Here is a 13,523-nt window from a genome sequence, read left to right as displayed (position 1 = left end):
TGTCGGCAAAAGTATATGATTTTTTTAAATTTTGAGTTTTTTAAATTTTAAAAGTCAAATTTCTCGTTGAAATGCACAAAATGCAAGCTCGATAAATATAATTTTAAACACTTTAAAACAGGAAAATAGACGCTCATTTTATCGTCCGTATTAAACTCACGAAGATCAACAAATAAATTAAATGTGTTTTGGGCGCGCCCGCAAGGGTCGGGCTATTCGCTGCAATCTTATTTTGGCTAAAAAGCCTAAATAAGGATTTCCGCTTCTATCCCTCGCGCAAAATCAACTCAACAATACTATTAATTCAGGAAAACCAACACCTTCAGGATCTTTTAGGTCTATAGCTATAATTTGAAACAATAGTTTATTACTGATTAAAGCCAATTCACTAGTCAGCCTTCCGGAAATGAAATCTTTTTTTTGCCATTCCATTAACGAAATAAAAGATTAAAACATTACGCATGCTTTTAATTACCTTAGCTAGTTCCCATCCAAAATATAAACAGGTATAAATGCACTATTTAAAGCGTTATTTATACCTGTTATTAAATGAAGAACCGTACTCATTGAACAGAGTACCTTGTCACTACTTGCTGCTATTTCCCCTTAAAAGAGCTACTATTATTATGATAAAAACTGCACCACCTACAACCAAAATCCATGGTTGCGCATACCAATCGCTTCCGCCTTTATCTACATTCAAATTTACATCTACTGTTTTATCTTGTGCCCATAGAATACTTTGAGAAAAGAAAAGTGCTGCGATTGCTAAATACTTTTTTGATGTTGCGCTAATGTCTAATAATTGTTTCATATTGAAAAATTTTTAAATTAATGATTATTATATTGTTAATGGTTTTACTATTACAAATATAATATTATTTTTTTGCGATTATATTACACAATTAAACAAAAAGTTTATACAATTCATGTTTTTTTAACTTAAAACCCTGCATATATGATTAAATAAAAAGCAGATTTTCCAAAGCAGATTTTCCACTTTTTCCACCGCAAAATGTTTTACTCCTATCATTTTAATCATTTCATATAGTAATTAATGTGGTTTTACTGATTGTTCTGAATTCACGATTTCAGACTTTTAATCTCTACCTGGTAAATAATTTTACGACTGCCGCGATTGAAGTGAAAATCCCAAAGTAAAAAAAAGTTTTATTTTCTTGTGCTAAAAAAGCGACCGCAAGAAGCTCTTTTTGTAACTTTAGAAACTGTACTTTTTTTGCGCTGGTATTGTAATCTCGTCTTATGGACTAGACGGAAAACAGCTCTTAAAATACAACTGCGCAGAATGCCTAAAACAATGTTAAATCTTAGTCTGACATCTTGTCATATTTATTGGAATTGCGTTATCTTTGCACTTTAAATTAAGTAATGGAGAAGATTATTGAAGAAAGCAAACAAGGCGAAAGTCTTGTTCTAGAACATAAACCCGAGAATACGAAGAAACTTTTTATAGAAAGTTACGGCTGTGCAATGAATTTTTCGGACAGTGAAATTGTAGCTTCTATATTATCCGGAAACGGATATAATACGACGCAAATTCTGGAAGAAGCCGATTTAGTTTTGGTGAATACCTGCTCGATTCGCGACAAAGCAGAGCAAACGATTCGTAAACGTTTAGAAAAATACAATGCTGTAAAACGTATTAATCCAAAGATGAAAGTTGGGGTTTTGGGTTGTATGGCAGAACGATTGAAAGACAAATTCCTAGAAGAAGAAAAAATTGTAGACCTTGTTGTAGGTCCTGATGCCTATAAAGATTTACCGAACTTATTGGCGGAAGTCGAGGAAGGACGGGATGCCATCAACGTGATTTTATCGAAAGATGAAACCTATGGAGACATTTCACCGGTGCGATTAATGAGCAACGGAATTACGGCCTTGGTTTCTATCACGCGTGGTTGTGATAATATGTGTACGTTTTGCGTGGTGCCTTTTACCCGAGGACGCGAGCGCAGCCGAGAACCACAAAGTATAATGAAGGAAATTCAGGATTTGTGGGATAAAGGTTTTAAGGAAATTACCCTTTTGGGTCAAAATGTGGATAGTTATTTATGGTACGGCGGCGGATTGAAGAAAGATTTCGAAAATGCCTCTGAAATGCAAAAAGCTACTGCAGTTGATTTTGACCAATTACTAGAAATGGTAGCGGTTGGTTTTCCAAAAATGAGAATCCGATTTTCGACATCCAATCCTCAGGATATGCACGAAAGCATTTTGCATGTAATTGCGAAGCATCCTAATATATGTAAACACATCCATTTACCGGTACAATCTGGAAGCAACAGAATTTTGAAGGAAATGAACCGTTTGCATACGCGCGAACAATACATGACTTTGATTGATAAAATTAGAAGCATTGTTCCCAATGGTTCTATTTCGCAGGATATGATATCGGGTTTTCCTACCGAAACGGAGGAAGATCATCAAGATACGTTGAGTTTGATGGAATATGTGAAATATAATTTTGGTTATATGTATTCGTATTCAGAGCGTCCGGGAACTTTGGCAGGAAGAAAAATGGAAGATGATGTTACGGAAGAAACCAAAGCCAGAAGATTGCAGGAAATTGTCGATCTACAGCAAAAACATGCTTGGTTGCGCTCTGAGGAATTCATCGGGCAAACGGTTGAAGTTTTGGTAGAGAAAGTTTCAAAAAAATCAACTGAAGAATTTTCCGGTAGGAATTCACAAAGTATCACTGTGGTTTTCCCAAAAGAAAATTATAAAATTGGGGAATTTGTGAATGTAAAAATTATAAGTTGCACTTCAGGCACACTTAAAGGTTTGGCTGTTGGATTATCTGAAATGAATTAAAAAAGTGTAAAGTTTAAAGTTTAAAGTTTACCTCAATTGGCTGACTTTAAACTTTAAACAAAAACAACTTTAAACAATATAGAACATGGATACAGTTCAAAACATTAAACAACGATTTGAGATTATCGGGAATGACCCGAAGCTCAATCGTGCAATAGAAAAAGCGATTCAGGTTGCTCCTACTGATATTTCAGTATTAGTGGCAGGTGAAAGTGGTGTTGGGAAAGAAAACATTCCGAGAATTATTCATTCACTTTCCCATAGAAAACACGGAAAATATATCGCTGTAAACTGCGGAGCCATTCCGGAAGGAACTATTGACAGTGAACTTTTTGGACATGAAAAAGGAGCATTTACAGGAGCAACCGGAACACGTGAGGGATACTTTGAAGTGGCTGACGGTGGAACCATTTTTCTTGATGAAGTAGGTGAATTGCCTCTGACCACTCAAGTTCGATTGTTGCGCGTATTAGAAAATGGCGAATTTATAAAAGTCGGTTCTAGTCAGGTACAAAAAACGGATGTTCGAATTGTAGCTGCGACCAATGTCAATTTATTTGATGCTATTCAAAAAGGGAAATTTAGAGAAGATCTGTATTATCGATTAAGCACGGTGGATATTAACTTACCGCCTTTGAGAGATAGAAAAGAAGATATTCATTTGTTGTTTAGAAAGTTTGTTGCTGATTTTGCTCATAAGTACAAAATGCCTCCTTTAAAACTAGATGAAGTTGCCATTCAATTGTTGCAAAAATTCCGTTGGAGCGGGAACATTCGTCAATTGAGAAACGTAGCGGAACAGATTTCCGTTTTGGAAACTAATCGTGAAATTACGGCGGCAACATTGCAGTCTTATCTACCACAAGAAGGAACTAATTTACCATCTGTGATAAAAGATAAAAAAAGTGATAGTGATTTTAGTAACGAAAGAGAAATTTTGTACAAAGTGCTTTTCGATATGAAAAGCGACCTGCATGATTTAAAAAAACTTACTTTAGAGTTGATGGAAAACGGCAGTTCTAAAGTACAGGAAACCAATAAAAAACTAATCACTAAAATTTACGGTTCTAAAGAAAATGATAGTGAGATAGATTTTGAAGAAGAACCAAGAACCAATCTGATTACGGCACAAAATAAAGAAGAACAATATCAGGAAAATGACGATAATTACTTGTTTGCAGAAACTATCGAAGAGGAAGAAGAAATATTGAGACTGGAGCAAAAAGAAATTGAAATGATTAAGAAATCATTGGAAAAAAATAAAGGAAAACGAAAAGCTGCAGCTGATGAATTGGGAATTTCCGAAAGAACTTTATACCGAAAAATTAAACAATTTGATTTGTAATTTTTTCAATACGTTATAAAGTCACAAATGATTTGCATAAAATGAATATCTTTGGTTTTTTCAAATATAAAATGAGACACTTACATTACATCTTCGCTATTACAATTATTTTCACGTTAAACAGTTGTTCGGTTTATAACTTTACTGGGACCGGAAAAATTGACGCCAAAACTTTTCAAGTCAATTTTTTTCAAAATAATGCTGAAATAATTGAACCTGGAATAGACAGAACATTTACCCTCGCATTACAGGACTTAATTCAGAATCAAACCAATTTGAATTTGGTAAAAAACAGTGCTGATTTAACTTACGAAGGTGAAATTGTAGATTATCGGATAAGTCCGATGACGGCTACCGCCGACCAAAAAGCGGCACAAAACCGTTTAAAAATAAGAATAAATGTCCGTTTTACCAATAAAAATAAAGAAAAGGATGATTTTGAAAAAACATTCGAATTTTACTATGATTATCCTGCTGAACAACAACTGGTAGGATCTACTTTAAACAATGCTCTAAAAGAAATTTTTGACCGAATTACGCAAGATATCTTTAATGAATCTTTGGCCAAATGGTAAATAAGGTTTTGATTCGGTCATTTGTTGATTCCGTTAATCGAAGAACAAATAAACGAATAACCAAATAAACGAATAACCTTTATGAATGTAACCGATTATACTTATTTGATTAACAAACCAAATGCTGTTAATGAGAAGCAAACGGTCGCATTGGAAAAAGTACTAGATGAATTTCCTTATTTTCAAAGCGCCAGAGCATTACAATTAAAAGGGCTTTATAACCAAAATAGTTTCAGGTATAATTTTGCTTTGAAAGTTACTGCAGCGCATACAACAGATAGAGCAGTGCTCTTTGATTTCATTACATCAGACACTTTTACTGCGATACAAAAAGAATTCTACGATAAAAAAACGCTTGAACTTCTCGACATCAATGTAATCGATAGTGAAATAATTGTGCACGAAGAAAAATTGGAGCACAAAACAAATACATCAGAGCGCTCCATTCTTACTTCTATAAGGGAAGCTTTACCATTAGAATATGATGACACTAACAAAACTGCAGAAGAAAAATTAGCTATCGGTCAACCTTTGGATTTTTCTGTAAATGAACAACATTCTTTTCAAGAATGGCTACAACTATCGCGAACGCTACCTATTAATAGAGAATCTGAAAATAAGATTAGCCCAAAAACGCTGCCAATAGATGAGAACAAAAAGAAAAAAGCGGAATTAATCGACAAGTTTATAGAAACTAGTCCTAAAATTTCGCCAGTGAAACATGGCGTTCCCTCTACCGTAACTTTCGACCTAAATAAAGATGACAACTCCTATTTGATGACCGAGACTTTGGCGCGAGTTTATTTGGAACAAAAAAAATATCTAAAAGCGATTCAAGCTTATCAAATATTAATTTTGAAATATCCAGAAAAAAGTAGTTTCTTTGCAGACCGCATAGCGGATATTAAGATTTTACAACAAAATAATAATTAAACAATGAGCACATTTTCAATTTTTTTAGTTTTAATAACAATAGTTTGTTTTCTATTAATCGTAGTTATAATGGTTCAAAACCCTAAAGGTGGTGGATTGTCTTCTACAATAGGTGGCTCTCAAATGTTAGGTGGTGTACAGAAAACAACTGATTTTTTAGACAAAAGCACATGGACACTTGCTACTATTTTAATTGTACTGATACTTCTTTCAAGTTTAAGCTTTACTGGAGCATTAAGTGATAACGATTCAAAAATTATTGAGCAAACAGAAACTACTGCACCAACTACTGCTGCTCCAGCTTCTCCAGTTCAAAATACACCTGCTGCAACAAATCCAGCAAAATAAAATATTTCCCCTTATTCTAAATGCCAGCCTGTCAAAGCTGGCATTTTTTATAAGAAAATGTGTCAGTTTTAATAGGCTGGCACAATTTCTGAAATCCTATTAGCATTCATTAAAAAAATAATTTAAAACATAAAATCATGGCTTTAAACATCAAACCTCTTTCAGACAGAGTTCTTATCGAACCAGTTGCTGCTGAGACTAAAACTGCATCAGGGATTTTTATTCCGGACACAGCTAAAGAAAAACCACAAAAAGGAACTGTTGTTGCTGTAGGAAACGGTACAAAAGACCATACAATGACTGTTAAAATTGGAGATTCTGTCCTTTATGGAAAATACGCTGGAACAGAATTGAAACTGGAAGGAAAAGATTATTTGATAATGAGAGAAGACGATATTCTTGCAATTATATAATTAGAATTAAGATAAAAAAGTATTAAGTATTAAGATTTTAAAACCTTAAACACTAAACAAAATTTAAAATGGCAAAAGATATAAAATTCGATATAGAAGCACGTGACGGATTAAAACGTGGCGTAGATGCATTAGCAAATGCTGTAAAAGTAACCCTTGGACCAAAAGGTCGTAATGTAATTATTGGAAAAGCATTTGGTGGACCAACCGTTACTAAAGACGGTGTTACAGTAGCAAAAGAAATTGAGTTAAAAGATCCCTTAGAAAATATGGGTGCTCAAATGGTTAAAGAAGTTGCTTCAAAAACTAATGATTTAGCTGGAGATGGAACAACAACTGCAACTGTTTTAGCTCAAGCTATCGTAAAAGAAGGCTTGAAAAATGTAGCTGCAGGTGCAAATCCAATGGATTTGAAACGCGGTATTGACAAAGCGGTAGAAGCAATAGTAGCTGACTTAGCTAAGCAGGCAAAAGTAGTAGGAAGTGATTCTGAAAAAATAAAGCAAATTGCTTCGATTTCAGCTAATAATGACGAAGTAATTGGTGAATTAATCGCTGCTGCTTTCGCAAAAGTTGGAAAAGAAGGTGTCATCACTGTTGAAGAAGCCAAAGGAACAGATACTTATGTAGATGTTGTGGAAGGAATGCAATTTGACAGAGGATATCTTTCTCCTTATTTTGTTACCAATCCAGAAAAAATGGAAGTGGAATTGGAGAATCCTTACATCCTTTTGTATGACAAAAAAGTATCTTCATTAAAAGAATTATTGCCGGTATTAGAGCCTGTTGCACAATCGGGAAAACCTTTATTGATTATTGCTGAAGATGTTGATGGTGAAGCGTTATCTACATTGGTAGTAAATAAATTACGTGGAGCATTGAAAATTGCTGCAGTAAAAGCCCCTGGTTTTGGAGACAGAAGAAAAGCAATGTTAGAAGATATTGCCATCTTAACAGGTGGAACTGTAATCTCAGAAGAAAGAGGTTATACTCTTGAGAACACTACACTAGAAATGTTAGGAACTGCGAAAAAAGTTACTATCGACAAAGACAACACGACTATTGTAAGTGGTGCTGGTGAAGCTGATATGATCAAAAATCGTGTGAACCAAATCAAAGGTCAAATGGAAGCTACCACTTCTGATTATGACAAAGAAAAATTACAGGAACGTTTGGCTAAATTAGCTGGTGGTGTAGCTGTACTTTATGTTGGTGCTGCTTCTGAAGTAGAAATGAAAGAGAAAAAAGACAGAGTGGACGATGCGCTTCATGCAACTCGTGCTGCTGTTGAAGAAGGAATAGTTGCTGGTGGTGGTGTTGCGTTATTAAGAGCCAAAAACGCACTAAGCGCTATTAAAGCTGACAATGCTGATGAGGCAACAGGAATTCAAATTGTTTCTCGTGCTGTAGAATCTCCTTTAAGAACTATTGTTGAGAATGCAGGTCTTGAAGGTTCGGTAGTTGTTGCAAAAGTGGCTGAAGGAAAAGGTGACTTTGGATACAATGCTAAAACAGATGAATACGTTGATATGCTAAAAGCTGGTATTATTGACCCTAAAAAAGTAACTCGTGTAGCATTAGAAAATGCAGCATCGGTTGCGGGGATGATATTAACTACTGAATGTGCTTTGATCGATATTAAAGAAGAAAATGGTGGCGGAAACCAGATGGGTGGTGGTATGCCAGGAATGATGTAAAATCTGTTCCAAGTTAAATAAAAAACTCCGTCTCGTTATTGCAACGAGACGGAGTTTTTTTATGATTAGGATTCAGGATTATTTTAAATGTATATTTTTTTTCAAAAGCTTGAATAAAACGGGAACCGTAGTTATCAAAACAATTATTATTATAATATATTCTATATTCTTTTTTAAGTCAATTCCAAATTCATCCAAAAAGATGCCATACAAATAATGACCTGAAAAAATTAAAATGAATGACCATAGAAAAGAACTCAAAATATTAAAAAACATGAATTTGCTCTTATCCATAGATACTATTCCGGCAACAATAGGTGCGAAGGTTCTAAAAATAGGTAGGAAACGGGCAAATATTATAGCTTTTCCTCCATACTTCTCAAAAAAATCTTTGGACTGTATCAAGTATTTCTTCTTAAACCAGAAAGTATCTTCTTTTTTAAATAAATAATAGCCACTTTTCGCTCCAAACCAATAACCGACCGTATTCCCAAAAATCCCTGCTATTGCAACCAAAAGAGATAATATGGTAACATTTATGAAATCACTCTCGATAGATATTAAATTTTGAACTAAATCTCTACTGTAGATTCCCGCAAGAAAAAGCAAACTGTCTCCAGGAAGAAAAAAACCGGCGAAAAGACCAGTTTCGGCAAAAATTATAAATAAAACTATATATAAACCTATTTGAACTCCTCCTATTTGAAGGGTAATATAAAATTCTGGATTAAGTAATTGTGTCCAATCAAAATTATTCATAGAGCAGCTTTGTAATTAAATTTATTGGTCGTGAAAGTAAGAATAATTTACCTTAACCGCAATTTATTGATATACTTTAAAGTTTAATTAACGCTCGAAAGCATTATAGCGACGATCATAATTAACAACATAATCCAAATATAGCTTTCAATTCATATGTAATTTGCCGATGGTAGATTTAGTCAAAAAAAATATTTATTAGAAACGCTACCTCTTGTCAGTAATAAAAAAATTCACTTTAAATTCCATCTAAATAACAAAATTAAAAGCCCAAAGCTTTCACTTCGGGTTTCAAAATTATTTGCGCTCATATAAGCAGCAACTATGAAGACTTTCATAATCTTCTTTTGTTGCCTTCACTTCATCAGTATCATGGCCAACTTTTGCAATCGCTTTTTTTACATCTAAAGGAGTAGTTTTCTCTTCATTCATAATCAAAGCCAATTGATGTGTTTCTATACTCCAAACTGCCGATTTCACTCCGACCACTGAATAAGCTGCTTTTTGAATTCGCTTCTGGCATTGTTCACAATTGCCGTTTACTTCAGTAACGTACTTAGCGTTTTTATTCTTTTTATCTTGGGCATGAGCCGAAAACCCAATAAATGTTACAAGGAGAACTACAATTATATTTTTCATATTTTCTTTTTTAATATTTATATTTTTGACCTTTGAAATTGATTTTTGAAACTGACTTTTGAATTATTTTATTTTAAATCGCAATCCTGCATAATACATTTGTCCAAAAACTGGTGCATATACAATTGATGCATCAAAATTAGAGCCAAAAGGGTTTTCACTTCCAAGAATAGCTTTTTCTTGGGTATAATTTCCAATATTCTCTCCTCCAATATACATTTCAAATGTAGAAGAAAAAGTTTTGGTAATTTGCGCATTCATTAAAGAATACGATTTTGAAAATTCAGGTAATCTATCATTTACAGGATTTGAAGCTGTAGTAGGCAATTGTTGCTGACCAATCCAATTGAAAGTGTAATCAAATTTCCACTGCTTTCCATTTTCACCAATGTGTGTTTCATATTCTAAATTACCAAAAAAACGATGTTTGGCTTGTAATGGCTTTTGGTAATTCCCAGAAAGATAATCGGTTCTTACATCATAAAATTTATAGGCTGAACGCAAATTGAAATGATTAAAAATCTCATAATTGAACTCCAATTGTAAACTATTGGCAATCGATTTTCCGTTCAAATTGTAAAACAAAACCTGTTGAGCACTTTGCATCACATCGACCACAGCCTGATTTTGAAAATCGGTTCTGTAGAAATCAAATCCAACATCGGCATTTTTACCAAAGAGAGAGAATTTTTGCGCAAAGCTCAAACCGTAATTCCACGCAATTTCAGGATTTAAACCATAAATTTTCCCGTTGGAATCTAAAATGTCAAAGGTTCTCGAACTGGCAAAAAGCGGTTGGTTTTCGGCAAAAATATTTGCTGAACGCTTTCCTCTTCCCGCTGAAAATCGCAAAACTCCTTTTTCCCAGGGATTGTATCGAACGTGTAATCGTGGTGTTAGAAATGTACCTAACCGATTATGATTATCGATTCTTCCGCCAAGAATTATACTAAAATCATCTGCATTATCATAGGTGTATTCAAAAAATGCACCAACTGAATTATCAATTCTGCTATAATCGTTTACATTAACAAATTCTTGGTATTTGTCATAAGTAAAATTCAAACCCGCCGAAAATTTATTCATGGAATTATTGATGATCGAATTGAAAATCAAATTCGAATAATAACTGCTTTGCTTTATATTATATTGATTTAAACCAAAGTAAGAACGTTGATCATGACTGTTAAAAGCATTTTGGAAACCTATACTTTGATACGGTAAATCTTTAAAAACATATCCTACTTTTGTGGAAACATCTAAACGTTCGGTATTGATTTCAGAACCCCAATAATTGCTTGTTCCTTTATCTCTTTCTGGACTGAAATTTAATTCTCCTGTTTGTTTTTTATCATTCATGTATCTGAAATTGATAAAACTTACCCAGCCTTTTTCAGCATTATAATACTGGTATCTATTGAGAATATTGATTTGTTTTGCCAATGGATTATCCAGAAAACCATCGTCATTCATATCTAGTTTAGCCACGCGCGCATTCCCGTGAAGGAACAGACTACTACTCCATTTATCCGAAAGTTTCGTATTGAAATGAGTATTCAATTCAAATCGGGAATCTGTCGAGCCATAGGCATTCAAGAAAAACGGAATGTCATTTAAGGGTTTGATTAACTCCGTATTAATTTGACCCGAAATACTTTCATATCCATTGACAACACTCCCCGCACCTTTTGTAATTTGGATACTTTCAACCCAAGTTCCGGGCGTAAATGACAAGCCGTACGCTTGCGAAGCTCCCCGAACAGATGGAACATTTTCTTCGGTTATCATTAAATACGGACTTGTCAATCCGAGCATTTTGATTTGTTTTGTTCCCGTCAAAGCATCTGAAAAATTGACATCAATAGAAGGGTTTGTTTCAAAGCTTTCAGCAAGATTACAGCAAGCGGCTTTCAGCAATTCTTTGCTGGTTATGAGTGTAGTATTTCCTGTTACTGTATAGGATTTTTGAATTCCTTTTCGCTTTTTTACGACTTTTACCTCTTCCAGATTTTCCTGAGAAAAGACAGGAATCGAAAGAAAAATCACAACAAAAAGCGTTATTATTTTTTGCATAATACAATATTTTAATGTTTATAAAAAGTAGGTTAAAACCACAAGAAGTGATTTGACTTTTAAAACATTAAAATCAAGCGTAGAAAATATATTGGTTATACAACTTAAAAAGTGGCGGCGCATTAGCATCACAAAAATAAGCAGCCGTTTGAGTACTTTTGAAATTTTTATTCGAAGAAAAAACAATCATTTGCCATTCCTGAATCAGAAAAGAAAAATGGGAATCAAAGGAAAACGCTTTAATAGTTGCATTATCCGATTTTTTTTGAAAATTAACTACTTTATCTTTACAACAACTGTCTTTTTTGGCAACTATTTTTTCGCAACATCCTTTTTCTGTTGGTTGAGAAACAATTGTATTTAAAGAAACTGACGCAATTTCTTTTCCACAATAATGCACATTAAAAGCCAACCCTACATTGGAAACCAATAGTAGAAAGGCCAAAAATAAACTAGTGCATTTTTTAATATTCATGACACAAAATTAGTTAATAAAGTGACTCTTAAATCTAAAAATAGTGTTAAAAATCACAATTCAAATTCTTGTCCCATTAAAGGAATTTTACAATCAAAATGATATTGTTCATTAATTTTTATACGAAGTTCATCCAGCGGCTCATTTTCGCCATGAACCAAAAATACTTTCGTAGGTTTATTTTCTAATGCCGATAGCCAGTTAAGCAAATCCTTTTGGTCTCCATGAGCCGACAAACTTTCAATTTCGACAATATTTGCCAATACCGGATAATATTTTCCATGAATTTTAATTTCTTTGGCTCCTTCCAATAATTTTCTTCCACGCGTTCCTTCGGCTTGAAAACCAATAATAATTACAGTAGTTTCCGGCAAACCTATATATCGTTCTAAATAACTCAACACTCTACCGCCAGTAATCATTCCGCTGGCAGCAATTACCACTTTAGGTTGTTTATTGTAGATAGTTTCAATAGTTTCCTGATAATCTGTAATCATGGAAAACATTTTACACATGGCAATATATTCATGCTCGGGCAATTTATGCCAATTTCTATTGTTTTCGAAAATTTCCAAAACACTTATTCCCATTGGTGTATCAATAATGTAAGGAATATTAGGAATTCTATTTTCTTCTTTAAGTTGCCATAATAAATACATAACGGTTTGCGCACGCTCTACAGCAAAACTGGGAATAATGATGGTTCCGCCTTTCTCAACCGTATTGTTAATATACATTTCCAGTTCCGCTTTGACATCCGTATCAGGATGAAGACGATCTCCGTAGGTGCTTTCCAAAAATATATAATCGCCTCTTTTGGGCTTGGTTGGCGGATACATTAGCACATCATTATCACGGCCAATGTCTCCTGAAAAAACTAAGATTTTATTTTCAAGCTGCAATTCAATGGTACATGCTCCAAGGATGTGTCCAGCATTCGTATAAACCGCAGTAATTTCGGCATCCAAAGGAATTGATTCGTTCGTTTTTATAACTCTAAAAAGAGGAAAAACTTTTTCGGCTTGAGCAACATTATAAAGCGGTTGGGCAATTTCGTGTTTAGAAAATTTTCCTTTATTGGCTATATTTGCTTCTTCCTCTTGAATTTTAGCACTGTCCAATAGAATTAGCTTGGTGATATCTTTAGTGGGACTGGTACAATAAATTTTACCCTTAAAACCTTGATCGACTAATCTGGGCAACCAGCCACAGTGGTCTAAATGTCCATGAGTCAACAAAACAAAATCTATTGTGGATGGCAAAATGGGCAATGGCTCCCAATTGAGCTCCCGCAAAGGTTTAATCCCTTGAAATTGTCCACAGTCTATCAATATTTTAACGCCATTGCTTTCAATTAATGTTTTTGAACCGGTAACGGTTCCCGCTCCACCAATAAATTTGACTTTCATTTGATCCTTTTTAAAATTAAAC

The 13,523-nt window shown here is 34.0% G+C and carries 14 protein-coding genes; 7 read left to right on the top strand and 7 right to left on the bottom strand.

The window, feature by feature from the left end; genetic code table 11:
• Positions 1-282 precede the first annotated feature (282 nt).
• Together IWX84_RS05960 and IWX84_RS05955 are read right to left on the bottom strand one after the other, a co-directional pair.
• Entirely contained in the window at positions 283-432 is a 150-nt protein-coding gene (locus tag IWX84_RS05960; RefSeq protein ID WP_196849832.1) for a hypothetical protein, read from the bottom strand.
• A gap of 154 nt (positions 433-586) precedes the next feature.
• Complete coding sequence (locus tag IWX84_RS05955) at positions 587-814, bottom strand: hypothetical protein (protein WP_196849831.1); 228 nt, start codon at positions 812-814, stop codon at positions 587-589.
• Positions 815-1,389: 575 nt separating this feature from the next.
• Here IWX84_RS05955 and miaB point away from each other — a divergent pair.
• From miaB to groL, 7 genes are all read left to right on the top strand, one after another.
• Positions 1,390-2,835, top strand: a complete 1,446-nt coding sequence (gene miaB / locus IWX84_RS05950) for a tRNA (N6-isopentenyl adenosine(37)-C2)-methylthiotransferase MiaB (protein WP_196849830.1) — start codon at positions 1,390-1,392, stop codon at positions 2,833-2,835.
• A gap of 85 nt (positions 2,836-2,920) precedes the next feature.
• Entirely contained in the window at positions 2,921-4,180 is a 1,260-nt protein-coding gene (locus tag IWX84_RS05945) for a sigma-54 interaction domain-containing protein (RefSeq protein ID WP_196849829.1), read from the top strand.
• 71 nt (positions 4,181-4,251) lie between these two features.
• The gene (locus IWX84_RS05940) at positions 4,252-4,755 is read left to right on the top strand and encodes an LptE family protein (RefSeq protein WP_196849828.1); all 504 of its coding nucleotides are present in this window, start codon (positions 4,252-4,254) and stop codon (positions 4,753-4,755) included.
• An 81-nt stretch (positions 4,756-4,836) separates the two neighbouring features.
• Positions 4,837-5,688: a tetratricopeptide repeat protein gene (locus IWX84_RS05935; protein WP_196849827.1), complete on the top strand. Its 852-nt coding sequence runs from the start codon at positions 4,837-4,839 to the stop codon at positions 5,686-5,688.
• 3 nt (positions 5,689-5,691) lie between these two features.
• Positions 5,692-6,036, top strand: a complete 345-nt coding sequence (gene secG / locus IWX84_RS05930; RefSeq protein WP_196849826.1) for a preprotein translocase subunit SecG — start codon at positions 5,692-5,694, stop codon at positions 6,034-6,036.
• Between the two features lie 137 nt (positions 6,037-6,173).
• Complete coding sequence (gene groES, locus IWX84_RS05925; RefSeq protein ID WP_035670228.1) at positions 6,174-6,449, top strand: co-chaperone GroES; 276 nt, start codon at positions 6,174-6,176, stop codon at positions 6,447-6,449.
• A gap of 68 nt (positions 6,450-6,517) precedes the next feature.
• Positions 6,518-8,146, top strand: coding sequence for a chaperonin GroEL (gene groL / locus IWX84_RS05920; RefSeq protein WP_196849825.1), 1,629 nt, complete (start codon positions 6,518-6,520; stop codon positions 8,144-8,146).
• Positions 8,147-8,224: 78 nt separating this feature from the next.
• Here the strand turns inward: groL and IWX84_RS05915 are convergent, their stop codons facing one another.
• The 5 genes from IWX84_RS05915 to IWX84_RS05895 form a co-directional block, all read right to left on the bottom strand.
• Entirely contained in the window at positions 8,225-8,905 is a 681-nt protein-coding gene (locus tag IWX84_RS05915) for a DedA family protein (RefSeq protein ID WP_196849824.1), read from the bottom strand.
• Between the two features lie 297 nt (positions 8,906-9,202).
• Entirely contained in the window at positions 9,203-9,544 is a 342-nt protein-coding gene (locus IWX84_RS05910) for a heavy-metal-associated domain-containing protein (RefSeq protein ID WP_196849823.1), read from the bottom strand.
• A gap of 63 nt (positions 9,545-9,607) precedes the next feature.
• A complete protein-coding gene (locus tag IWX84_RS05905) occupies positions 9,608-11,617 on the bottom strand; it encodes a TonB-dependent receptor plug domain-containing protein (RefSeq protein WP_196849822.1) in 2,010 nt (669 codons plus the stop codon).
• A 73-nt stretch (positions 11,618-11,690) separates the two neighbouring features.
• The gene (locus tag IWX84_RS05900; RefSeq protein WP_196849821.1) at positions 11,691-12,092 is read right to left on the bottom strand and encodes an HYC_CC_PP family protein; all 402 of its coding nucleotides are present in this window, start codon (positions 12,090-12,092) and stop codon (positions 11,691-11,693) included.
• Positions 12,093-12,145: 53 nt separating this feature from the next.
• Positions 12,146-13,501 (bottom strand): MBL fold metallo-hydrolase RNA specificity domain-containing protein, encoded by a 1,356-nt coding sequence (locus tag IWX84_RS05895; RefSeq protein ID WP_196849820.1) that lies wholly within the window; start codon positions 13,499-13,501, stop codon positions 12,146-12,148.
• Positions 13,502-13,523: the final 22 nt, after the last annotated feature.

This window comes from Flavobacterium sp. CG_9.10 (assembly GCF_015752245.1).
In the GTDB taxonomy this organism is placed as follows: Bacteria; Bacteroidota; Bacteroidia; order Flavobacteriales; family Flavobacteriaceae; genus Flavobacterium.
The sequence above is the reverse complement of the archived record's forward strand: the minus strand, read 5'-3'. Positions and strand labels throughout refer to the sequence as shown.